Origin of the sequence: Paludibacterium paludis (assembly GCF_018802605.1) — a bacterium.
GTDB lineage: Bacteria > Pseudomonadota > Gammaproteobacteria > Burkholderiales > Chromobacteriaceae > Paludibacterium > Paludibacterium paludis.
Genome location: NZ_CP069161.1, coordinates 1,289,936 through 1,313,558 on the forward strand (window position 1 = coordinate 1,289,936; position 23,623 = coordinate 1,313,558).

The window sequence follows — 23,623 nt, forward strand, 5'->3', positions numbered from 1 at the left end:
CCCCCCATTTTTAGCTGTCGGCTAAAGTAGAGGTAATCTGGCTGTATGCCAGTTTCTGTTTCGGGGTGATGCCGCCGAGCGCCATATTCGGGCGCTCATAATTGTATGTCCAGATCCAATCCGTTGCATATTCCTGTACCTCAGCAATCGAATCGAACAGGTAATGCCCGAGCCAATCGTAACGCACCGTCCGGTTATAGCGCTCGACATACGCATTCTGCTGGGGCTTTCCCGGCTGGATATGTTCCAGCCGAATGCCGTGCTTTTCGGCCCATCGCGTCAGCGTAGCGCCGATGTATTCAGGCCCATTGTCACTACGAATCACTTTGGGCTTGCCACGCCATTCAATGACCTGATCCAGGGCGCGCACCACACGCTCTGCCGGCAATGACAAGTCCACATCCATGGCTAACGCTTCTCGGTTGAAATCATCGATCACGTTGAACAGCCGGTAGCTACGTCCATCCGACAACTGATCGTGCATGAAATCCATCGACCAGCACTCGTTCACGGTGGCTGGTACCGCCAACGGTTCCGGCTTGGTGCGGACGATGCGCTTCCTGGGCTTGATACGCAAGTTCAGTTCCAGATCACAATAAATCCGGTAGACCCGTTTGTGATTCCAGCGATATCCCTTCACGTTGCGCAGGTACAAAAAACATAGGCCAAAGCCCCAATTGCGTTGGTTATGGGTTAAACGAATCAGGTGCTCGGCAATCTCTTCATTGATCGCGCTGGACTTTGCCTGGTAGCGATAGCAGGTTTCGCTGATGGCAAATGTCTGGCAGGCCAAGCGGATGCTGACGCCTTTGGCTTGTACGGCGTCACCACTTTTTTGCCATGGCCTCCTGAATGATCTCGGCCTTGAGCCGTTCCTCGGCATACATCTTTTTGAGGCGACGATTCTCGTCTTCAAGCTCTTTGAGCCGGGCCATGAGCGATGCATCCATGCCGCCGAACTTGGCTCGCCACTTGTAGAACGTTGCAGAGCTGATGCCGTGTTCACGGCACAGCTCAGGCACAGGGCTACCGCCCTCTGCCTGCTTGAGGATGGCGATGATCACTGTCTGAAAAGCGGGACGTCTTCACGCAAAATTCCCTTCAATCCTGTTGGAGAAAATTCTACTTCAGACGACGACTAATTTCAGGGGGGATTACCATTGGGATTGAGCCCATGACGACGGGCCACGAGGGAAACCGACTGGCCGGGCATGAAGCTTTCGGCCACAATGGCCTGCTTCTCCTCGATGCTCCAGCGGCGGCGGCGCTCGGGTCCGAGTACATCTGTCTTGTTGTTGGTGTTAGTCATAAACATAGCCTTAAACCTATCCCTTATTCTAAGCGGGAATCGGTGTCCTATGTTTCAGGGGGCTCATCCACACGCTATGTGGACGATGGTCGCATGGAGATCGCCAACAATGCCGCCGAGCGTGCCCTGCGCGGAGTGGCGCTTGGTCGTAAAAATTATCTATTCCTCGGCTCCGATGCGGGTGGCGAACGAGCCGCCGCCATCTACGGCCTGATCGGCACCTCCAAATTGAACGGGCACAACCCGAAAGCCTGGCTAAAAGAGGTCTTGAGCAAGATAGCCGACTATCCCGTCAATCGGGTCAGCGAGCTGCTGCCCTGGAATCTCGCGCCGAAATCCCCCGGCGAAGTCTGAGCATATACCCTGCGTCAAATGACAACACCCGGCAAGACGGTCTTGGCCAGGTGCTTACCATTACGCGTTGTTGAAGCTGGCTTGTTCCCTGATTTGCTTACGGTTTATCGAGAAATTCTGTTAGCCGCTCTAAGCCGATCTTGTGCTTGATGATATTATGGTTAAAACTAGCCATTGGGTTACTCCTTCGCGCTGTTTTGAGGCTTTGTTGCATAAATCGGCCGAGGATTGAGCTTCCCCTTTCCCCAGGCAGATTTATGCCATAGCCACCGTTTGCGGTCGGCCAAGCACGCTGAAGCGATTCAGAATGGCGGCGCGCACTTGCAGCTCCGCCACCTGGCGGTCGAAGTCTCTGGCCATCACTCGTTCACCCAGCCGTTTGAAACAGCGCATCTTGGTTTCCACCAAGCTGCGGCGGTGGTAGCCGCTCCAGCGCTTCCAGATCGCCCGGCCCAGCCGTTTCGTGGCTCGGAGAATCTCATTGCGCGCCAACACGCCCGGCGATGTCCCTTTCCATGGCCTGCCATTCTTGCGGGTGGGGATGCGCGCATCGGCGCTGCGTGCGGCAATGGCTTCATGGCAGGTCTTGGTGTCGTAAGCGCCATCGCCGCTGACGCTGGCAACGGGTTCATTGGGCGGGATTTGTTGCAGTAGGGATGGCAGCATCTGTGCATCCCCCTGTCGGTTGTCGGTGACCTCAATGGCCCGAATTTCCAAGGTTTCTGCGTCGATGCCCAGATGCACTTTGCGCCATTGGCGGCGGTATTCCGCGCCATGCTTCTTGGTTTTCCATTCGCCTTCGCCCAGCATCTTGATGCCAGTGCTATCCACCAACAGATGCAAAGCGCCCTGGCTGTGGCTGTGGCGATAAGGGATGTTGACCTGTAGCGTTTTCTGGCGGCGGCATACCGTGCTGTAGTCTGGAGCCGTCCAGCCGAGGCCCGCGAGTTTGAGCAGGCTTTGCACGAAGCCGATGGACTGCCTGAGCGCTAAGCCGAACAGGCATTTGATGGTCAGGCAGAACTGAATGGCAGCGTCGCTATAGGTTTGCGCCCGCCCGAGCTTGCCCTGGGGCTTGGCCTGCCAGGCCAGGTCTCGATCCAGCCAAACAGACAAGGAACCGCGCTGGATCAGGGCGCGGTTGTAGGCTGACCAATTGGTGGTTTTGTACTTCGTAGGGACGGGCTTGGCCATGCCATCATTCTACCAAGCCTGGACCTGGGCGGATTTGTGCAACAAAGCCCTGTTTTGATGAAAATTCACACCTCTATCAAAACGGGTAACCCCACCTTCCGGCAAGGCCTGACTGTCAGATCAAGTCTGAACTTCTACAGTTCAGACCTTCCTTTACGGCAGCTCAGCAAGAGCCAGTATCGGAGCGCTTGTATCCTTTTCCGAGAGAGTGATCCTATTTTTGTCAGGCCAGTGAATTGCAAGCTTTTCATCATTCCATAAAATGCTACGTTCTAATTCTTTGAACCAATAGTCAGTAGTTTTATATAGAAAATCAGCAGAATCACTTAATACCAGAAATCCATGTGCAAAACCTTCCGGAATCCAAAGCATTTTTTTATTTTTTGAACTAAGGATTTCGCCATACCATTCGCCGAATGAAGGAGAGTTTTGGCGAATATCTACAGCAACATCAAAGACCTCCCCAGAAGTGACTCGAACTAACTTGCCTTGTTGATGCGGCGGCAACTGATAGTGCAGTCCACGTAAAACTCCTTTGCTGGAACGTGAGTGATTATCTTGGACGAAACGCACATCATAGCCTACGGCTTCGTTGAATTGCTTCTCGTTGAAGCTTTCCATGAAAAATCCACGCTCGTCACCAAAGACTATCGGCTCAATGATTTTGATGTCAGGAATAGGGGCGTCGATGATCTTCATCAGAAAGCCTTTTCGCGCAATATATTAAATAAGTAGTTGCCGTACGCATTTTTCTTCAGCGGTTGTGCCAAACGTTCAACCTGAGCCTCATCGATATATCCGGATCGGTACGCAATTTCTTCAGGGCACGCTACTTTAAGGCCTTGGCGGTTTTCTATGGTCTGGATGAACTGGCTGGCCTCCAGCATCGACTCGTGCGTGCCGGTGTCCAGCCAAGCGAAGCCGCGTCCCATGGTTTTCACATCCAGCGCCCCTTGTTCCAGGTATCGGGCATTGACATCGGTGATCTCCAGTTCGCCTCGCGGTGAGGGTTTGATGGATTTTGCGATGTCCACTACATTGTTATCGTAGAAATAGAGTCCCGTGACCGCATAGTTGGATTTGGGTTGTTGGGGTTTCTCTTCGAGGCTGAGCGCTGTCCCATTCTCGTCGAATTCAACAACGCCATAGCGCTCGGGATCGTTGACACGGTAGGCGAAGACCGTGGCGCCTTCAGGCTTTTCTGTGGCCTGTTTCAGCAAGGGCGAAAAGTCATGTCCATAAAAAATATTATCACCGAGCACCAAGGCACTGGGATCGTTACCGATAAAGGACTCGCCGATGATGAAGGCTTGCGCCAGCCCATCGGGAGAGGGCTGTATCGCATAGGAAATGGAAATACCCCATTGGCTGCCGTCGCCCAGCAGGTGTTCGAAGCGCGGGGTGTCCTGGGGGGTGGAAATGACCAGAATGTCGCGAATGCCAGCCAACATCAGCGTGCTCAACGGGTAGTAGATCATCGGCTTGTCGTAGATCGGTAGCAATTGCTTGCTGACGGCCAGCGTGGCCGGATATAAGCGTGTTCCCGAGCCGCCTGCCAGAATGATGCCTTTGCGGTTTGCTGTCATTGCCACTAATCCCTATTGATCGAGTTACTTTTCTGTTATCTGTTCGAAGACCTGCGCGACGCCATGTGTCCAGTCCGGAAGGGTCAAGCCGAAGGTCTGTGTCAATTTGGCGCAATCGAGGCGCGAGTTGGCCGGGCGCCGGGCGGGGAGGGGGTAGCCGTCGGTTGGAATCGGTTTGATTTTGTCCTGCGATAGCTTGAGCTTGATGCCAGCTCGCTCGGCAAGGCCGACGACGTAACGGGCATAACCATGCCACGATGTCTCGCCCGAGGCGGTGAGGTGATAGGTCCCAAAGGGAAAGTCCGCGGTGGTGCGATATTTCCACTGCCCGATGAGCTGGGCTGTGACGTCGGCCAGCAGCGCCGCCGAGGTCGGTGCTCCGAATTGATCGGCAACAATGCTTAATGAGTCCCTATCCTTGGCCAGACGCAGGATGGTTTTGAGGAAATTATTGCCGTGCGCGCCAACCACCCAACTGGTGCGCAGAATCAGGTGGCGGCCGGTTTCTTCGCGAATGGCGGTTTCACCTTCGTGCTTCGATGCGCCGTATACCGACAAGGGATGCGTTGGATCGTCTTCTGTATAGCGTCCTTCCTTGTCGCCATCGAAAACATAATCCGTCGAATAATGAATCAGCATGGCGTTGTTCTGCTCCGCCCAGCGTGCCAGTGCGCGAGGCGCTGCGGCATTGATGGCGAACGCGGAGTCGGGATCCTTTTCCGCCTGGTCGACCGCGGTATAGGCGGCCGGATTGACGATGATCGTAGGCGTGAAGGTGTCCAGCGTTTTACGGATTGACTCGGGATCGCCCAGATCCATCATATTGCGCCCTGCGGCCAGAACGTCTCCCAGCGGAGCGAGGGCGCGTTTGAGCTCGAAGCCGACTTGGCCGTTCGCTCCGGTGATCAGGATCCGCAGTGGCTTAACCATAGTGCTTCTCCAGCCAGGAGCGGTAGGCGCCGCTGGTGACGTTGTCGGTCCATTCTGAGTTCTCCAAATACCAAGCGACAGTCTTGCGGATACCCGACTCGAAGGTTTCCGCCGGTTTCCAGCCCAGCTCCCGTTCCAGTTTGCGTGCATCGATCGCATAGCGGCGATCGTGACCGGGACGATCAGTGACGAAAGTGATTTGCTCGGTGTAAGGCTTGCCATCCTGGCGCGGCTTCATTTCGTCAAGTAGCGCGCAGATCGTTTTGACCACATCTAGGTTGGCTTTCTCGTTCCATCCGCCCACGTTGTAGGTTTCGCCCGGTGTGCCGGCTTCCAGCACGCGGCGGATCGCCGAGCAATGATCCTTGACGAACAGCCAGTCGCGAATTTGTTGCCCGTCGCCGTAAATCGGCAGGGGTTTGCCGGCCAGTGCGTTGAGGATCACCAGCGGGATGAGTTTTTCCGGGAAATGATAGGGGCCGTAATTGTTGGAGCAATTGGTCGTCAGGACAGGCAGTCCGTAAGTGTGGTGCCATGCCCGCACTAAATGATCACTGGCGGCCTTGCTGGCCGAGTAGGGGCTGTTGGGCTCATAGGCGTGCGTTTCGGTGAACGCCGGAGCGTCGGTGGCAAGCGTGCCGTAGACCTCGTCGGTGGAGACATGGAGGAAGCGGAAAGCGGCCTTTTCCGTGTCGGGCAGCGATTGCCAATAACCGCGCACCGACTCGAGCAGATTGAACGTGCCGACCACATTGGTCTGGATGAAGTCACCGGGACCATGGATCGAACGGTCGACATGCGATTCGGCGGCGAAGTTGATCACGGCGCGTGGACGATGGGTGTCGAGAAGCGCTCCGAGGAGTTCACGGTCGCCGATGTCGCCCTTGATGAAAATGTGCTGCGGATTGCCCTCTAGGGAACGGAGGGTCTCCAGGTTGCCGGCGTAGGTCAGTGCGTCGAGGTTGACGAGGGTTTCCTGCTGCCCGCTGATCCAGTCCAGTACGAAATTGCCACCAATAAAGCCGGCTCCGCCGGTCACCAAAATGGTCATTGCCAATCTCACCACATATTCGTTAGTGGGCGCATTGAAAAATAGGAGTATTTTTCAATGCGTCTTTGCATGTCATTGTTTTACTATGTAATTATGACTTAGTCATTGCGATATTTTAAGATACTCTGCCGTGCTGTACCAGCAATAAAATACCATTTACAGAGAAAAGTCGTGCATTGTACCTAGATGGAAGCTGGGGCTTGATAATGGCGATTTGGAGGAGGGCTGTACTGTTTCGATCAGACGTTTGCTGTCGGATGATTTACGCATCGCCCGCTAATGTGAAAAAGCCCGATCACATGGGTGATCGGGCTTTTGGAATCTGGCTCCCCGAGCAGGGCTCGAACCTGCGACCTGCGGATTAACAGTCCGTCGCTCTACCAACTGAGCTATCAGGGAATTGTCTGGAACAACTTGCGTCGTTCAGCGATGGGGCGAACTATACCGGTGTTGATGGGGGCTGTCAACACTCGTGAGCGTGACGTGATCCACATATTTTTATATATCCGCCAATAATTTAAATAAGTCCATGAAAATGATTGTTATATGAATAATGCATTATTTCTTGAATCACACTGGATTGGCCCAATATAAGTTAAATTCAAGCGCCAAGTTTTGCGCTTTGGTAATGACTTTTGGGTAACGGGGGCTCGATGGATAACAAATGGCAGGAAGGATTCGAAGCAAGGGGCGGTCAATTCGAGGGTGTGGCGGTGTGCTTTGCCGATGTGGCGACTGAGCTTGAGCGAATGGAGAGCGGCGCGTTTCTTTCTCCACTCGCGGCATTTCGGCTGATCAAGGTTAGCGGCGAAGATACCAGCGCTTTTTTGCAGGGGCAACTGTCCAGCGATATCCGAGAAGTGACCCCGGTACATAGCCAATACAGTACCTATTCCACGGCGAAAGGCCGGATGTTGGCCAATTTTCTTGTATGGCAATATCGTGACGACTATTTCTTAATGGTATCGGCGGATATTGCCGACGCCATTGTCCGTCGTTTGTCGATGTTCGTCCTGCGCTCGAAGGTAAAGCTTGAGCTGCTTGACGGGGAATGGCATTTGCTGGGCGGGATGGGCGGAGACGTTGAATCCTGGCTGGCGAAATATGTGGCGATACCACGCGCCGTCCATGAGGTCGCCTCAGCCGGGGATGTCGTTCTGATCCGCTTGCCCTCTGGCGCGCTATTGGCCGCGCTCTCCGAGCCGGTCCGGGAGGACGTCATGGCGGCAATGCCCGACCTGGCGTTGATTGGCAGTGCTTCATGGTTATTGCGGGATATCCGCGCTGGCATAGCGTGGGTCACGGCCACCACACGGGAGCTGTTCGTTCCGCAAATGGCCAATATGGATAAAATCGGGGCGATCAGTTTCCGTAAAGGTTGTTATCCCGGCCAGGAAATTGTTGCCCGTACGGAATATCTGGGAAAGGTGAAGCGTCGGCTTTACCGAGCGGAAGTCGCGGGTGAGGCGGCGGCGGGAGACCCCTTGTTTATTCCTTCCATGGGAGAGCAGGTAATTGGCCATGTGGTCAATACGGTCAAATTATCCAACGGTAAAAATGAGTGTCTTGTCGTGGCGCAGGAAGCCGGTTGGGAGGAGTCTATTCATTTAAAAGGGATCGATGGCCCGATTTTGACTCAATTGCTTTTATCTTCGCATGACATCCGTGAGTAAATTTTTATTAATAGTTTGATTTTTCCCGCAATACGGTTTATTTTTGATTTGCCAATGGCGACGTGACTTGCGTTTGCCTGGTTCCCATAATCTACAGTAACCACGGTATAAGGTATAAATAATGGATCTCAGCAAATTGGAACTCCCTGAACTGCTCACCCTCAAATCCGACCTCGAGCAGGAAATCAAGCGGCGGGAACATGATGCGAAAGACAAGGCACGCAAGCAGATCGTCGAAATCGCCAAGACCTATGGCCTGTCCGTAGAGGACGTGCTGGCGAAGACCGGCACCACCCGCAAGCCCGTTGAAGCCAAATACCGTCATCCGGATCATCCTGAGCTGACCTGGACCGGCCGCGGCCGCAAGCCGGTATGGGTTCAGGAGTTGCTTGCCAGTGGCAAGACGATGGAAGACCTGACTATCTGATCCGGTTCAGTCCTGTCATTGGCAAAAACGCCCTGCGGGGCGTTTTTTGCTTTTCATCTGTAACTGCCATCTTTCAGGTCGTGCTGTTAAGATATAGCCATGCTATTTCTGCAAGCAGGAAAAACTCATGCTGGGTTTATTCAAGCGGAAGCCCAAACCCTCCGAAAACCCCTTTGATGGGCCGGAGGCCGCGGCGGCCTGGCTGGCGGCCAGTCTCGACAATGAAGGGCCTGCGGCGCATGCCACGGTCGCACGGCGTATCCAGACCTGGAAACGGGCCGGGGCTTGTCCGGGAAAACCCCAGCTTGATGCGCTCTTTGTCCTCTATCAGGGATCCTGGGCGCTTCATCAGCAATTGATGGGCAATGTTCTGCTCAACACCCGCATGCCCGAAGCACTGGAAAACGATCTGCGCGAAAAAAGCCTGGAGTGGTCCTCGGCCTTCCTTTCTGTCCTGATCCCCCTTACGCATCTGCCGGCCTCAAGCGAAGAGCGGCAATGGTTGGCGCCCAGTCTCCCCCTCGTGAGTGTGTTGACCCTGACATTGCTGGCCGAGCAGGCGAGGTGGCGTTATATGCGTCACCTGGAGCCTGATTCGGCATTTTGGCGCACGTTGCATAAAACCTACGCACACAGTGAAGCGGCCGGATTCGCCGGGCAGGATGTCGTGTTGAACGACGGAGAGCCGCCGACGACCGTCGAAGATTTGTATCTTGGCATTTTGATGCTGTCACTGTTGCCATATGGCTCCCTGACGACATTGCAGCTGGATGCGGCCTGGCAGGTGTTGCAGGAGCTTTCCACGCGCATGAGCCTGATCCGTCGGCGTGATGCCTGGTCGAGCTTCGAGGTTCGTCTTGGTGGTGACAGGCCGGCCATGCGACCGTCGGATGACGGCGCTTCGGCCATGTCCCGATACTGGACGACGGAGGTGTTGTCCGAAGAGTTGCAGGAATGGCTGGCGTTGCTGGAGTCAGGTCGGCCCTTGCCGGATAGCATCATGCGCCGGCCGCGCGGGCTCGATGCGGGAGTGCTGCGCATTCTTCTCCGTTCTTGGGCTCCGCAAGTTGTGAGGATTGACCGGGCGGCCCGGACGGGGGATGACGGTCAGGTCGATCTGATTCACCGGCTGCCTGCAATCCATGCGGTGCTGCGGGAGCAGGAGGATGAGCATGGGGACGATGCCGGAGAGGAAAGCAAAGGCTTTGACCGTGCTGTCGATCTTCGTGTGTACGGATTCGTGACTCACCGGGCGCCTGAACGTGTCGTGCAGGAAAAACCCCGGGTGGCGGGGCCGTTGGTGGTGCGGGCCGATATCGATAACGTCAGCCGCAGCGGCATCGGGCTGGAGCTGAGCGAGGAGGGCCAGGAGTGGCTTGCCGCCGGCCGTCTGGTGGCGTTTCGCCGCCTTAGCGAGTCGATGTGGGCACTTGGGATCATCCGGCGGATCAAGCGCAAAGAAGGCGGGCGATGTTTTCTGGGAATCGAAACCATCGGCGACCAGGCCATTGCGGCCTCGTTGCGTCCGACGGATCAGCGAATGGTGGAAGCCGGGTTGCCGACCGAACATGTGTGGCGCAATGGCATGATTGCCATTCACCTTCCATCCCATGGCCCGGAGCAGAGCGGATCCCGGTTGATCATGCCTTCCGCATGGTGCGTGCCGGACCGGCCGTTCTTCATGGATGTGCGCGGCAAAACCATTCAGCTGACGCTGGGGCGCATGATAGAAAGCGGCAGTGACTGGGCGCTGGTGGATCTTGTCGACGTGACCCCGCCGGCGACCTGACCTGCTTAAAACAGGCCGGCGGCGATATTGATGGTCAGCGCGAGCAAGGTGGTGTTGAACAGGAAAGCCAGTACACAGTGGACTAGCCCGATGCGCCGCATGGACGTGGTGGTGAAGCTGACATCCGCGGTTTGGCCCGAGGTGCCGATGATGAAGGCAAAATACAGAAAGTCCCAATAAGCGGGTGTGTCGTCACCGGGAAACGCCAGGCCGGCGGGTCTTCCTCGCGAGCCCGCCATGTAAAAATCATGGGCGTAATGCAGGGCGAACATCGTATGGATGAATGTCCACGATGTCAGTACGGTCAGCGCCGACAGGCCGATATGCCCATAACGCATTACTCCCCGCATGTCCTTCGCGACGGCAAGTTCCGCAACGATGGCGGCGAGGCTTGCCAGCGCGGCAACAATGACCAGGGCCAGCACCGTGTTCCGGCCTTCGTCCTGCTGTCGCGCGCGCTGTTTCATCGAGTCGTGGGTCGAGGTGGCGACCATGTGCAGTGCCAGCAATAGGTAAAGCCATGTGCCCGTGTTCCAGCCGATCAGTAGGCGGGAGGTATTCTGGATTGACGCCGGAAGGACAAATCCAGCTGCGGCCCCCGCGCAAAGACTGGCAAGGAGCCTGGGCCGGATGGCGATCTGGCGATAAAGACGCGTCAGGATCGTCATGCCGGGGTGACCCGCGTCAAGCGTTGCGCAGTTGTCCGAGCACGGCGTAAATCGGGGTCAGCGCCGCTTCGCCCAGGCGCAGGCTGCGCTGGCCGTTCCAGCCAAAATCGTCATCGGGCAGATTGGCGTTGTCCTTGAAGGGCATTTCCAGCGTGTAAGCCAGGCAACGGAACGTTTCCCCTACCCATGCTGTTGCCAATGTCATGTTCGCTTCGCCCGGCGCGTCTTTGGCATATCCTTCTTCGTCCTGAAAATCCGGGCTTGCCAGCCTGAAATGGTATTTGAATTCATCTTCGAGGATGGCAATGCGTTCATCGTATGACGGGACGCCTTCGGTGCCTGCCACAAAGACGTAGGGCAGGTTTTCGTCGCCATGAATGTCAAGAAACAGATCGACGCCGGTCTCCATCATCTTCTGACGGACGTACAGCACTTCCGGGCTGCGCTCGAGGCTGGGCTCGGCCCACTCGCGATTGAGGTTCGCTCCGGCGGCATTGGTTCGCAGGTTGCCCCGCACCGAGCCATCCGGATTCATGTTGGGAACGACATAGAAGGTCGCGCGATCCAGCAGCGCCCGCGAAGTGGGATCCTGCGGGTCGAGAAGGCGGTTGAGGAATCCCTCGATGAACCACTCGGCCATCGTCTCGCCGGGGTGCTGGCGGGCGATGACCCATATTTTCAGGTCGGACTCGACTTCATGCCCGATGGTCAGCAGGTTGATGTCGCGTCCTTCCACGCTGGAACCGAGGTCGGTGACCTGGCAGATTCCCGAGCCCTGGGCCTGGCCGATAAGGTTCAGGTGCTGCTCCCAGGAGTAGGGCTCGAAATAGGCGTAGTAGACACTGTTCGCCAGCGGTACATGCTCCACCGTCATGACTTGTCCGTCGAATACGGTAGGAATGCGGAACCAGTTGATCCGGTCGTAGGAGGCCATGATCTGGTAATCCTCCCAGCCCTTCGGATACGCGGATTCACCGGCATTGAGGAATTTCAGGACACAGTGCTGATAGGCTGCCCCCTGCAGGCGGAAATAGAACCACTGGGCGAATTCTGCGGCGTTGTCGCGCGGGATCTTCAGCTGGATATCGTCGAACTGCTCGAATGAGACGATTTCAATGCTGCCGGCATCGAAGCTGCTGCTGATTTTCATTGTGCTGAACCTGTCTTTTAAAGAGGGGGAGAGCCAAACAAGGATTGTAAACCCCACAGGCCCGATAGCCAATGTTCCCGGGAAAAAACCCGGCCTTCCCGGCGGGATGCGGGGAAGGCCGGGTTTGCCTGAGCGATGCTTCAGGAAGCGGATGCGTTGCGGCGGCTGCCCTTGACCGCCTCTGCGGTGGCGCTGGTAGCCGCCTTGACATTGGTGTCGGCGAATTCGGCGACTTGCTGGGCCGCGCGCTGCAACGTGTTCAGCGCGGCGGCGGAAGCGGCGAACGAGGATTTGAACGCGTTGAGGAACGTGTCGGAGCCGGCCGGCGCGTTTTGGGACAAGTTGTCCAGACTGCCGATCAGCGCCTTGTTGAACTGGCCGAGCTGTTCTTCCGCAAGACGGGTCAGGCTGGCTTGCGTATTCGATACGATCTCGTATAACTCGCGGGAGTGGCTGACGGCTTTTTCCGCGGACTGGCCCGACAGCGCATTGACTTTGAGCAGAGCCTCCTGGGGATCCTTGGCCGTGGTCAGCTCCCGAGTCACCTTGACTTGATCTTCAAGTGTCTGTTTGGATAATTCCAGTTGCAGTTTTACCAGACGCTCGGTACCGTCCAGGGAAATCTGGGCGAAGCGCAAAGCGGTCTCGACACCGTTGGCGGAGATCTTGCTGAAGTTTTCGTTGATTGCAAACATGATTAACCCTCTCAATGAACGATGGTTGTGCAGTCTGCCGGGCAGTGCGAGATAAAATTGCGCGCTGCACAATGACGCAGGAATCTATCATGGGCGAGCGGTTTTCCCCAGAACTTTTGCTCTAGCTTGTTGTATTTATGTTAGATTGCTCGGATACAACACCTAAACGACAATAAACGGGAGTGTTTCATGAGTGTTGAAAAGCGGGTTATCAAGAAATACCCGAACCGACGTCTGTACGATACCGCCACCAGTTCGTACATCACCCTTGGCGATGTGCGGCAACTGGTGCTTGATCATGTCGATCTGCAGGTACTGGACGCGAAAACCCACGAAGACATCACCCGCAGTGTGCTGCTGCAGATCATTCTCGAGGAGGAGAATGGGGGCGCACCCATGTTCAGCTACGAGGTGCTGACGCAGTTTATTCGTTTTTACGGGCAGGCCATGCAGGGCATGATGGGGCCCTTCCTGGAAAAGAACCTGCAGATCTTCTCGCAGCTTCAGCAGCAGCTCAGGGAACAGACTCGCGCCATGTATGGCGACAACACCGTGTTCAACAACAAGTTGTGGTCAGAGTTTATGTCTTTTCAAGGGCCGGCGATGCAGAATATGCTGGGAAATTACCTGGAACAAAGTACAGGCATGTACCTGGAAATGCAGAACCGCATGCAGGAGCAGGCCAAGCAACTGTTCAGCGGCTTCGGTTTCCCCGGCTACTCGCCGGACGACAAAAAACCGGATGCGCCAAAGTCCGACGAGCAATGACCTGGCGCTAACGAACCCGCATGCAACATTCCGCCTCCCTGCAAGCTGTGCCGAGGCGGTTAATGGATGGTCCGCCTTGCATCAATGCCTCCACAGGCCTCAAACCTGCCGAGGCATTTTTCATGCCCGGTGGAGTCATCACGGCGACCGTTGCACCCTTTCAGTCGGCCGGTTTGACCGTTTGTGATCATAAATGCGATTGGTCTAAAAATGTTGTGAATGGAAAAGCCGGAATAAGCGTGGATTTCTGTCTGTTTTTTGGCGGGAGAGTCAAGGAGGGGCTGCCTTCCGCGGCGTGCCCTCCGCCGGGAGCGCGTGGTCAACTCAATGATTTTTAAAATCAACGACTTTTTACTCGCCGGGACGAGGTCTCTGGGAGACGAATTCGGGGAAGGTGTTGGTCGCGGCAGTTGGCGTGGCGCCTTTTTTGAAATGCCATCTATTTAAATGGCGTGAATTTTTACAAAATAACTCGTAAAATGACCAAGGTTCTCAACATTACCGAAACACGAATATTCCGGCCGCAATGTCTCCTCTGCAGCAAACCGTTGAACAAATACTGAGCCCCGACATCCTGTCGTGTTCCCCGGAAACCTCCGTTGGCGAAGCCGCGGCGATCATGTCGTCGCGCGGCTGCGGCTCGATCGTGGTCATCGATGAAGCCGGCACGGCGGTGGGTATCTGGACGGAAACCGATGCGCTGGATATCGATTATCGCGATCCGGCGATTCGGCTCATGCCCGTCAGCCAATTGATGAGTCATCCCGTGCTCACGGTGCCGCACACGTTGTCGCTGCATGAAGCGACCGCGCTGTTCCGGGAGAACGCGATCCGTCATGCCCTGGTGACCGGACCCAAGGGGTACCACGGCATGATCTCCCTGACCGATATCGTGCTGAACCAGGGAACGGAATCGTTCATCGGCCTGCGACGCGTGGAAACCGTCGACGCGCCACCGGTGCTGATCATCGATGGTTCCCGTTCTTTGCCTGAGGCGATGCAATGGATGCGGGAAGCGGGCCGCGACGCCTTGGTTGTGGCGCTTGATGATGGGGAATACGGCATCGTCACTCAGCGAGACGTGCTGCGCCTTGTCACCGAGGGGCCGCCGGATCAACCTCTGGGTGGGCTGTGCTCCCAGCCGCTGGTGGCGGTGGGCAGGCACACCAGCCTGTTGCAGGCCCGACGCCTTCTGATCGCCCGAAAGATACGGCATCTGGGAGTGGTCAATGACGAGGGCGTGATCGAACGCCTGCTCGGATTCTCCGAAATCCTGCGCAGCATCGAGCAGGAATTCATGATGGAGTTGCAGCAGGTGTTGTCCGAACGCGACAAGGCCTTGCTGGAAACACGGCAGAATCTGCTGCTAGCCGACAAAGTGTTCGAATCGACGCTTGACGGCATCATGATCACTGACGGTGACGGCATTATTCAATCCGTCAATCCCGCATTTTGCCGCATCACCGGTTATGGATCCGGGGAGGTGATCGGCAAAACACCACGCCTGCTCAACTCCGGACGTCAGCCGGGCGAATTTTATGAGTATTTCTGGCGCTGCCTGCGGCAGGAAGGCTTCTGGCAGGGCGAGATGGTCAACCGTCGCAAGAACGGTTTGCTGTATACCGAGCACCTGAGCGTAACGGCCATCCGGGATCCGGACGGCCGTTGCCGTCATTATGTTGCGGTGTTTTCCGATATCACCCAGCGCAAACAGGCGGAAGAGCGACTGCACTTCCTGGCCAATCATGATGCGTTGACCGGCCTTCCCAATCGCACCCTGTTCATGGAGCGCCTGCAGTCCGCCATTGATCGCGCCTCGGAGTCCGGCGAGCGTTTGGCGCTGCTTTTTATCGACCTGGACCGTTTCAAACTGGTGAACGATACCCTGGGACACCTGGCCGGGGACGAGCTGCTCATCATGGTGGCGGAGCTGTTGCGCGAGCGGATCCCCGCGCATGGCACCGTGGCCCGTCTGTCCGGCGACGAATTCATTCTGTTGATCGAGAACGTCGAGAGTGTTCGCCAAGTGGCGGGCCTCGCGCAGTCGCTGACCGAGACCATGTCTTCGGAAAAGCAGGTCTCGGGGCAGAATGTGTTCGTGTCCGCCAGCATTGGCATCAGTTTGTATCCGGACGATGGAACGATGGCCGACATCCTGCTGGGCAACGCCGATGCCGCGATGTACCGGGCCAAGGAGCGGGGCAAGAATACCTTCCAGTTTTATACGACGGACATGAATGCCAGTGCTCTGGAACGCTTGCGTCTGGAATATGCCTTGCATCGGGCACTGGCGCAGAACGAGGAACTGGAAGTCTGGTACCAACCGAAGGTAGCGCTCGCCGATGGTTCTATCGTCGGCGCCGAAGCGCTGGTCCGCTGGACTCATCCTGAGTTGGGACCGATCGCGCCGGATCGTTTCATCGCCATCGCCGAAGAAAGCTCATTGATCGGCATGCTGGGCGAGTGGGTGCTGGCAACGGCCTGCTCGGCGCTGAGAAGCTGGCGTGAGCGAGGCTTGCTCATGGGCCGCATGGCGGTGAATATCTCGGGGCGGCAGCTGAAGCTGGGCGGTATCGTGGAGACGATTTGCCGCATTCTTGACGATGCCGGGGTGCCTCACGGCTCGCTCGAGCTTGAAGTCACCGAAAGTGTCGCGATGGAGGAGGGCAGCGGCATGATCGATGTCCTGCACCGACTCAAGGAGCAGGGAATCTATCTTTCCATTGACGACTTCGGTACAGGCTATTCGTCGCTCGCTTACCTGAAGCGCTTGCCTGTCAGCGGCCTGAAAATCGACCGCTCGTTCATTATGGATCTGCACCGGGACAGCGATGATGCGGCCATCACCGCGGCGATCGTCTCGATCGCGCAAAGTCTGGGGCTGGATCTGGTGGCCGAGGGAGTCGAGCGCGTCGAACAGCGCGACTTTCTGTTGGGCAAGGGATGCACGATGGCGCAAGGCTATTTCTTCAGTCCCCCGCTGCCGCGCGCCGAATTCGAGGCATTGCTCGTTGAACAGGCCGGTCGGCGTCCATGCCGTTGACGCGCTGTAGTCATCGCGATGGATGGGGAGCCATGGCCCCGCTCACGACAAAAAATAATGGCGACTGCCCCTGATTCTGACGTTTTATGCCAATAGGGTTTTGTGGCGGGCCATGATCGTCGAGAGGCGAAGGGTAGTTGTCTCGGACAAAACCCCGCGCGCTTTTTCTGCCGTACCCGACGTTTCGGCAGATGCACTCAAGGCTTGCAAGCGGGAGCCATCGAGCGATCCCTAAGGGGCGAGCCGATTTCTCGCGCGGTTCCGCCGCATGCCCGGACTTCCTGTCCGGGGAATAAAAAAACGCCACGAACCGTGGCGTTTTTTCTGCCGGACATACCCGAACTTAACGTCCGATGACCGTGCGGCCTCCGAAGTAGGGGTGAAGCACGGTAGGGATGGTCACGGAGCCATCCGCGTTCTGGTAGTTTTCCAGAACCGCGACCAGCGTGCGGCCAACCGCCAGACCCGATCCGTTCAGCGTGTGGACGTACTGGTTCTTGCCGTTCTCGTCCTTGAAGCGGGTCATCATGCGGCGCGCCTGGAAATCGCCGCAGTTGGAGCAGCTGGAGATTTCCCGGTAGGTGTTCTGGGCCGGCAGCCACACTTCCAGGTCATAGGTCTTCATGGAGGCGAAACCCATGTCCCCGGTACACAGCGTGATGACGCGATACGGCAGCTCGAGTTTCTGCAGGATGGTTTCCGCATGACCGACCATCTGCTCCAAGGCCTCGAAGGAGCGCTCCGGGTGCACGATCTGCACCATCTCGACCTTGTCGAACTGGTGCTGGCGGATCATGCCGCGCGTATCGCGCCCGTAGGAGCCGGCTTCGGAGCGGAAGCAGGGCGAATGGGCGGTCATGCGGATCGGCAGATCCTCGGCCTTGAGCACGGTGTCGCGGACGGTGTTGGTGAGCGAAATTTCCGAGGTGGAGATCAGGTACTGATCCGGGCCGCCTTCCTCGCCGCCTTTTTGCACCTTGAACATGTCTTCGGCGAACTTGGGCAGTTGGCCGGTACCGAACAGGACGTTGTCGTTGACGATGTACGGGGTATAAAGCTCGGTATAGCCGTGCTGGCCGGTGTGCGTGTCGAGCATGAACTGGGCGAGGGCACGGTGCAGGCGCGCGATGTCGTTGCGCAACACGGTGAAGCGCGCGCCGGACAGCTTGGCGCCGGTTTCCGCGTCAAGGCCGAGCGGGGCGCCGACATCCACATGATCCCGCACTTCGAAATCGAACTGGCGCGGCGTGCCGACACGACGAACTTCGACGTTGGCGGATTCGTCGGGGCCGACGGGCACCGATTCGTGCGCGAGATTCGGCAGGCTGAAGAGCAAGGCGTCCAGGCGGGCCTGAACGGCGGCGAAGGCCTCTTCGGCCGCCTTGAGCTCATCGCCGAGATTGGCGACTTCGGCCATGATCGCGGTCACGTCCTCGCCTTTGCGCTTGGCTTCGCCGATGGCTTTGGAACTGGAATTGCGCCGGGCCTGAAGTTCCTGCATGCGGGTTTGCAGGGATTTGCGTTCGTTTTCCATCGCCGAGAAGGCGTCGGCATCGAACTTGAATTTTCTGTCGGCCAGGCGGGCGACGACCTGGTCGAGGTTATTGCGAAGTAGTTGGGTATCTAGCATGGTTATTCCCGGCTTGTATTCAGGGGGCAATCATTCAGAAATCACGGATCATTATACGCTGATTGGGCCGACGCTGGCGCATGACGCAGGTCAGGCCAGCGCGGCATTTTTCGTACGGAGCGCTTCGCTTATTCGCGTTTTCCGGCGTCCTCGTCCAGTTGACGCAAAAATGCCAGTTTTTCGGCGATTCGGCTCTCCAGGCCGCGGGGAACCGGCTGGTACCAGCCCGGATCCCCGACTCCGTCGGGCAAGTAGCGCTCACCGGCGGCATAGGCATGCGGCTCATCGTGAGCGTAACGGTATTCGTGGCCGTAGCCCAGTTCCTTCATCAGGCGGGTGGGCGCGTTGCGCAGGTGCACCGGCACCTCGCGGGAAACATCCTGCCGGACAAAGGCTCGTGCCTGGTTGTAGGCCGTGTAGCCGGCGTTGCTCTTGGCGGCGACCGCCAGATAGATGACGGCCTGGGCCAGTGCCAGTTCGCCTTCCGGCGAACCGAGCCGTTCATAGGTGGCCGCGGCATCGTTGGCGATCTGCATGGCCCGCGGGTCGGCCAGCCCGATGTCCTCCCACGCCATGCGCACGATGCGGCGCGACAGGTAACGCGGATCGGCGCCGCCATCGAGCATGCGGCACAGCCAGTAGAGGGCGCCGTCCGGATTGGAGCCCCGCACCGATTTGTGCAGAGCGGAAATCTGGTCGTAGAACTGGTCGCCGCCCTTGTCGAAACGCCGGGCGTTCAGTGTCAGGGCGCTTTCCACGAAGGCGGCATCGATGCGCTGTGCTTGAGTCGCCCGGGCCGCGGTGGCGGCTTGTTCCAGAAGATTCAGGAAGCGGCGCGCATCGCCATCGGCGTAACCGATCAAGGTATCCACCGCGGCGTCGTCGAACGCCAGGTGCGCGAGCGCGGTTTGCCGCGCCCGGGCCAGCAGTTGGCGCAGCTCTTCCTCGGCCAGCGGTTTGAGGACATAAACCTGGGCGCGTGAGAGCAGGGCGGAGTTCACTTCGAACGAGGGGTTTTCCGTGGTGGCGCCGATAAAGGTCACCAGGCCCGATTCGACGAAAGGCAGGAGCGCGTCCTGCTGGCTCTTGTTGAAGCGATGGATCTCGTCGACGAACAGCAGGGTGTGCCGGCCATTGCGGTTGAGGGTCCGGTGCGCGGCGTCCATGGCTTCGCGAATGTCCTTGACCCCGGACAGCACGGCGGACAGCGCGATGAATTCGCAGTCGAACGCCTGGGCGGTGAGGCGGGCCAGGGTGGTTTTGCCGACGCCGGGCGGACCCCAGAGGATCATCGAGTGGGGCTGTCCCGACTCGAAAGCCAGGCGCAGGGGTTTGCCCGGGCCGAGCAGGTGGCTTTGGCCGATCACGTCGTCAAGACGTGAGGGGCGCAAAGCTTCGGCCAGCGGTTTTTTCGGTTCGGTGGCGAACAGGTCGTGCACGATGGGTCCGGCTTATTGGGCGTTGAGGACATCCACACCCTTGGGAGGGGTGAAGCTGAAGCTGCCGGGGCGCAATGCGGGGTTCTTCCTGAGATCGGAGAACACAATCCGCGTGGTGCTGCCAAAACTGTCGGTCAGTTCCATTTCGACCAGAACATTGCTCCTGAAGCCCATGCGGATCGCGCTGAAGGTATTCTCCGATTTTTTGGGCGTGGCGCTGAGCCATTCCACATCGCCCTGGCGGCCGTTTTCCTTGAGCACGTAATCGCGCTCGATGGCGTTGCTGCCGGCCAGCAGGGCGGCCGGGCTCGATCCCAGGGCGTTGTCCAGCGGGCGAGTGGTGACCTGCGCGAGTTCCTTGTCGTAAATCCACAGGCGCTTGCCGTCGCCGACGATCAACTGGTCGAACGGTTTGCTGTACGTCCAGCGGAAACGTCCGGGGCGCGAGATTTCCAGCGAGCCTCCGGCTTCCTCGCGTTTGTTCTTGGCCGTCACCACCTGATGAAAGCTGGCGGACAATGTCGTTGTGCCGGCGACAAACGCTTTCAGTTGCGCAATGGCAGCGGCATTGGCCGCGACTGGCAGCAATGTGGTGGCAAGGAGAATCAACAGGTGTCGTTTCATGGCTTGGACGCGCCGTGCCCGGTGGGGCGCACGGCCGAGAGAATGGCAAACTGCAAGTATCCGTCCGCGAAGTTGAGGGGTCAACCCTCGTGTTTGCGGTCATTCTGTCACTTTGCGCGGGGCGGCGGCTCCAGTAGTATCTGTCCGTCATTTATGGTGGATGGGGGGTAACGTCATGTTCGCAGACTACGCGCAGTATGATGCCCTGGGGTTGGCTGAACTGGTGCGATCCCGGGCGCTGTCGCCGGCTGAACTCCTGGAGACGGCCCTGGCCGGGATCGACCGACTCAATCCCGCGGTGAATGCCGTGAACCGGCGCATGGATGCCTCGGCCAGGGCGCAGGTGGCGGCGGGGCTGCCTGAAGGACCGCTTCATGGTGTGCCCTACCTGGTGAAGGACCTGGTCGCGAGTTGCGCGGGGGAGCCTCTCGGGGCGGGAACGGCGTTGCTGCAAACGGTGAAAGCGGAGCGGGACAGCGAACTGGTGTGCCGGCTGCGGCGTGCCGGCATGGTAATCGCCGGGCGCACGGCCACGCCGGAGTTCGGATTGACCCCCTATACCGAGCCGGTGGTCGGCGGGCCTGTCCGCAATCCCTGGCGGCGCGATCTGACCTCGGGAGGGTCCAGCGGCGGGGCGGCGGCGGCCGTGGCCTGCGGCATGGTGCCGGCGGCATCCGGCGGTGATGGCGGCGGTTCGATCCGCATACCGGCTTCGTTTTGCGGGTTGTTCGGCATGAAGCCCTCGCGCGGCCGGACGCCGGCCGGTCCCGATGCCGGCGTGCCCTGGCACGGTCTGGCCCAAGAGCATGCGCTGACCCGGTCGGTGAGGGATAGCGCCGTGCTGCTGGATATCACCCAGGGCATGGATGCCGGCGCGCCATATACGGCGCCGGATCCGGGGGAGGGGTTTCTGGCGGCGGTCGGGCAGCCGCCGGGGCGTTTGCGCATCGCTTACACCAGTCGTCCGCTGCTGGGGGGCGGACAGCCCCATCCGGATTGTTTGAGGGCGCTGGAGGATGCGGTGGCGTTGCTCGAATCCCTCGGCCATCACCTGGAGGAGGCCGCCCCCGATATCGATCCGGTCGCGACTTTGCTCGCCTACTTCATCGTGGTGGCCGGAGAGACCCGCGCCGATATCGAATGGGCGGCGCGGATGGCGGGTGTCCGGCCAGCCATGCGCGACTTCGAGCCGTCGACCTGGGTGCTGGGTCTCATCGGCAAAAGCTATTCGGCGCTCGATTTCGTCAATGCCTGCCGACAGTTCGACAAAGCCACGCGTCAGTCGGGGGAGTTTTTCCGGAACTACGATGTTCTGCTCACCCCGACCATGGCGATTCCTCCGCATGCGATCGGGGCGTTGCAGCCCAGCCGGCTGGAAGGGCATCTGATGAAGGTGTTCGGCGCACTGGGGAGCGGCAAGGTCTTGCGTTGGGTGAATATTGTCGAACAGATGCTGCCCAAAGTGTTCGACGGCATGCCGTACACGCCGCTTTTCAATATCACCGGACAGCCGGCGATGTCCGTGCCGCTTTACTGGAATGACGGCGGTCTGCCGATCGGCGTACAGTGCGCGGGGCGTTTCGGCGAGGAGGCGCTGCTCTTCAAGCTGGCCGCCCAGCTTGAAGAGGCGAGGCCATGGGCCGGGCGACGGCCGCCTTCCTGGCTCAACTGAAGCGGTTGGTGATCGGGTAGCGCCAGTCCTTGCCGAAGCTGCGATGCGTTACGCGCGGTCCGACAGGAGCCTGGCGCCGCTTGTATTCGTTGATTTTCAGCAGGCGCACCACCTTGCGCACGTCCGCTTCGGCAAAGCCTTCGGCGATGATTTCTTCCGCGGACAGATTGTTTTCCATATAGCGTTGCATGATGGCGTCGAGCACCTCGTAGGGCGGCAGGCTGTCCTGGTCGGTCTGCTCGGGGCGCAACTCGGCCGATGGCGGGCGGACGATGATGCGCTCGGGGATGACTTCGGTTTCGCGATTGCGCCAGCGCGACAGCTCGTACACCAGCGTCTTGGCGACATCCTTGAGCACCGCGAAGCCGCCGGCCATGTCGCCGTACAGCGTGCAGTAGCCGGTGGTCATTTCCGACTTGTTGCCGGTGGTCAGCACCAGTTTGCCGGTCTTGTTGGACAGCGCCATCAGGAGTGTGCCGCGGATCCGCGCCTGCAGGTTCTCTTCGGTGGTGTCTTCGGCCAGTCCGGCGAACGCGGGGGCCAGACCCGCCGTGAAGGCTTCGTACATCGGCCAGATGGCGATTTCATCGTACTTCACGCCAAGCCGGGCCACCATGTCGCGCGAATCGGTGACGCTGATGTCGGCGGTGTAGCGCGAGGGCATCATGACGGCGTGCACCTTGTCGGCGCCCAGCGCATCGACCGCGATGGCGAGGGTGAGGGCGGAGTCGATACCTCCGGACAGACCGAGCAGAACCCCGGGAAACCCGTTTTTGCCGATATAGTCGCGCACGCCGGCAACCAGCGCGCGGTAGGTGCTCTCCAGCGGGTCCGGCAGCGCCGCTTGCGGGCCGTTAACGAAGTCGCCGTCATGGAAATCCAGCTGCAGCAGGGTTTCGTCGAAGGCCGGTGCCTGCGCCGCCACGTCCCCCTGGCGGTTCATGGCGAAGGACGCGCCATCGAATATCAGCTCGTCCTGACCGCCTGTCAGGTTGGCGTACGCGATGGGCAGGCCCGTTTCCTCGACCCGGTAACGGATCACGCCGTGGCGCGTGCCGATCTTGTTGCGGTGGAAGGGCGAGGCATTGAGTACCACGAGTACGTCCGCGCCGGCATCGGCCGCGCAGGCGGCCGGCTCGACGGACCAGACATCCTCGCAGATCAGGACGCCGACCCGGACGTCGCCTTGCCGGAACACCAGCGGCGCGGCGCCCGGCGTGAAGTAGCGGCATTCGTCGAACACTTCACTGTTCGGCAGCGACATCTTGTGATAACGGCCCAGAATGTTGCCATCGCGCATGACCGTCGCGGCGTTGAACGCCTCTTCGCCAATGCGCATGGGGTGGCCGATCACGAGGGTAATGCCATCGAGTTCCAGCAGTTCGTCCATCGCGGCCGCGCACGAGCGGTAAAAATGCGGTCTGAGCAGAAGGTCCTCCGGCGGATAGCCGGTCAGCGCGAGTTCCGGCGTGACGAGGATATCGGCGCCATCCGCCATGGCGGTCTTGGCTAACGCGAGGATTTTGCGGGTATTGCCGGCAAGATCGCCGACAACGGGGTTGAACTGGGCGAGCGCGATACGCATCTTGATAACATCCAGAGGGACTTCGAATGGCGACAA

18 protein-coding genes, 1 tRNA gene and 3 pseudogenes are annotated in these 23,623 nt (G+C 58.6%); 7 read left to right on the plus strand and 15 right to left on the minus strand.

All coding sequences use genetic code 11. The features are described from left to right. Positions 1-10 precede the first annotated feature (10 nt). Together JNO50_RS05900 and JNO50_RS05905 are read right to left on the minus strand one after the other, a co-directional pair. Positions 11-1,089: pseudogene (locus tag JNO50_RS05900) on the minus strand (IS3 family transposase). Between the two features lie 70 nt (positions 1,090-1,159). Then, positions 1,160-1,309 (minus strand): annotated as a pseudogene (locus JNO50_RS05905) (transposase); the annotation flags it as partial. Between the two features lie 69 nt (positions 1,310-1,378). On the opposite strand from JNO50_RS05905, the pseudogene JNO50_RS05910 reads away from it, so the two are divergent. Next, positions 1,379-1,663, plus strand: a pseudogene (locus tag JNO50_RS05910) (transposase domain-containing protein); the annotation flags it as partial. A 255-nt stretch (positions 1,664-1,918) separates the two neighbouring features. On the opposite strand, the gene JNO50_RS05915 reads toward JNO50_RS05910, so the two are convergent. The 6 genes from JNO50_RS05915 to JNO50_RS05940 all read right to left on the minus strand — a co-directional run bounded on the left by JNO50_RS05915 (position 1,919) and on the right by JNO50_RS05940 (position 6,823). After that, on the minus strand, positions 1,919-2,857 hold the full coding sequence (locus JNO50_RS05915; protein WP_215796507.1) for an IS5 family transposase: 939 nt from the start codon (positions 2,855-2,857) through the stop codon (positions 1,919-1,921). Between the two features lie 153 nt (positions 2,858-3,010). Further along, positions 3,011-3,556 (minus strand): dTDP-4-dehydrorhamnose 3,5-epimerase, encoded by a 546-nt coding sequence (rfbC, locus tag JNO50_RS05920; RefSeq protein ID WP_189531325.1) that lies wholly within the window; start codon positions 3,554-3,556, stop codon positions 3,011-3,013. After that, positions 3,556-4,443: a glucose-1-phosphate thymidylyltransferase RfbA gene (rfbA, locus tag JNO50_RS05925; protein WP_189531323.1), complete on the minus strand. Its 888-nt coding sequence runs from the start codon at positions 4,441-4,443 to the stop codon at positions 3,556-3,558. The genes rfbC and rfbA overlap by 1 nt, the downstream gene beginning before the upstream one ends. A gap of 24 nt (positions 4,444-4,467) precedes the next feature. After that, positions 4,468-5,373: a dTDP-4-dehydrorhamnose reductase gene (gene rfbD, locus JNO50_RS05930; RefSeq protein ID WP_189531321.1), complete on the minus strand. Its 906-nt coding sequence runs from the start codon at positions 5,371-5,373 to the stop codon at positions 4,468-4,470. After that, on the minus strand, positions 5,366-6,424 hold the full coding sequence (rfbB, locus tag JNO50_RS05935) for a dTDP-glucose 4,6-dehydratase (protein ID WP_189531320.1): 1,059 nt from the start codon (positions 6,422-6,424) through the stop codon (positions 5,366-5,368). Before rfbB ends, rfbD begins: the two co-directional genes overlap by 8 nt. Before the next feature lie 323 nt (positions 6,425-6,747). Continuing rightward, a tRNA-Asn gene (locus JNO50_RS05940) sits at positions 6,748-6,823 on the minus strand. 254 nt (positions 6,824-7,077) lie between these two features. Here JNO50_RS05940 and ygfZ point away from each other — a divergent pair. The 3 genes from ygfZ to JNO50_RS05955 all read left to right on the plus strand — a co-directional run bounded on the left by ygfZ (position 7,078) and on the right by JNO50_RS05955 (position 10,313). Beyond that, on the plus strand, positions 7,078-8,097 hold the full coding sequence (ygfZ, locus tag JNO50_RS05945) for a CAF17-like 4Fe-4S cluster assembly/insertion protein YgfZ (RefSeq protein WP_189531318.1): 1,020 nt from the start codon (positions 7,078-7,080) through the stop codon (positions 8,095-8,097). Positions 8,098-8,218: 121 nt separating this feature from the next. Next, positions 8,219-8,524, plus strand: a complete 306-nt coding sequence (locus JNO50_RS05950; RefSeq protein WP_189531316.1) for an H-NS histone family protein — start codon at positions 8,219-8,221, stop codon at positions 8,522-8,524. Between the two features lie 127 nt (positions 8,525-8,651). After that, on the plus strand, positions 8,652-10,313 hold the full coding sequence (locus JNO50_RS05955) for a hypothetical protein (RefSeq protein ID WP_189531314.1): 1,662 nt from the start codon (positions 8,652-8,654) through the stop codon (positions 10,311-10,313). Positions 10,314-10,318: 5 nt separating this feature from the next. Here JNO50_RS05955 and JNO50_RS05960 read toward each other — a convergent pair whose 3' ends face one another. The 3 genes from JNO50_RS05960 to JNO50_RS05970 form a co-directional block, all read right to left on the minus strand. Next, positions 10,319-10,981, minus strand: a complete 663-nt coding sequence (locus tag JNO50_RS05960) for a DUF1345 domain-containing protein (RefSeq protein WP_189531312.1) — start codon at positions 10,979-10,981, stop codon at positions 10,319-10,321. 16 nt (positions 10,982-10,997) lie between these two features. After that, positions 10,998-12,131 (minus strand): M14 family metallopeptidase, encoded by a 1,134-nt coding sequence (locus JNO50_RS05965; RefSeq protein ID WP_189531310.1) that lies wholly within the window; start codon positions 12,129-12,131, stop codon positions 10,998-11,000. A 140-nt stretch (positions 12,132-12,271) separates the two neighbouring features. Further along, complete coding sequence (locus tag JNO50_RS05970) at positions 12,272-12,826, minus strand: phasin family protein (RefSeq protein ID WP_189531308.1); 555 nt, start codon at positions 12,824-12,826, stop codon at positions 12,272-12,274. A 189-nt stretch (positions 12,827-13,015) separates the two neighbouring features. Between JNO50_RS05970 and phaR the strand changes: the two genes are divergently transcribed. Together phaR and JNO50_RS05980 are read left to right on the plus strand one after the other, a co-directional pair. After that, positions 13,016-13,594 carry a polyhydroxyalkanoate synthesis repressor PhaR gene (phaR, locus tag JNO50_RS05975; RefSeq protein ID WP_189531306.1) on the plus strand — a complete coding sequence of 193 codons (579 nt, stop codon included), beginning with the start codon at positions 13,016-13,018 and terminating at the stop codon, positions 13,592-13,594. Between the two features lie 526 nt (positions 13,595-14,120). Next, positions 14,121-16,637, plus strand: coding sequence for an EAL domain-containing protein (locus JNO50_RS05980; protein ID WP_189531304.1), 2,517 nt, complete (start codon positions 14,121-14,123; stop codon positions 16,635-16,637). Between the two features lie 343 nt (positions 16,638-16,980). On the opposite strand, the gene serS is transcribed toward JNO50_RS05980, so the two are convergent. From serS to lolA, 3 genes are all read right to left on the minus strand, one after another. Next, positions 16,981-18,267 carry a serine--tRNA ligase gene (gene serS / locus JNO50_RS05985; protein WP_189531302.1) on the minus strand — a complete coding sequence of 429 codons (1,287 nt, stop codon included), beginning with the start codon at positions 18,265-18,267 and terminating at the stop codon, positions 16,981-16,983. Positions 18,268-18,395: 128 nt separating this feature from the next. Next, on the minus strand, positions 18,396-19,706 hold the full coding sequence (locus JNO50_RS05990) for a replication-associated recombination protein A (protein WP_189531300.1): 1,311 nt from the start codon (positions 19,704-19,706) through the stop codon (positions 18,396-18,398). A 12-nt stretch (positions 19,707-19,718) separates the two neighbouring features. Further along, positions 19,719-20,330: an outer membrane lipoprotein periplasmic chaperone LolA gene (lolA, locus tag JNO50_RS05995; RefSeq protein ID WP_189531298.1), complete on the minus strand. Its 612-nt coding sequence runs from the start codon at positions 20,328-20,330 to the stop codon at positions 19,719-19,721. Positions 20,331-20,505: 175 nt separating this feature from the next. On the opposite strand from lolA, the gene JNO50_RS06000 reads away from it, so the two are divergent. Continuing rightward, entirely contained in the window at positions 20,506-22,002 is a 1,497-nt protein-coding gene (locus JNO50_RS06000; RefSeq protein ID WP_215796508.1) for an amidase, read from the plus strand. Here the strand turns inward: JNO50_RS06000 and JNO50_RS06005 are convergent. Then, positions 21,995-23,587, minus strand: a complete 1,593-nt coding sequence (locus JNO50_RS06005; protein ID WP_189531294.1) for an NAD+ synthase — start codon at positions 23,585-23,587, stop codon at positions 21,995-21,997. The genes JNO50_RS06000 and JNO50_RS06005 overlap by 8 nt on opposite strands. Between the last annotated feature and the right edge of the window lie 36 nt (positions 23,588-23,623).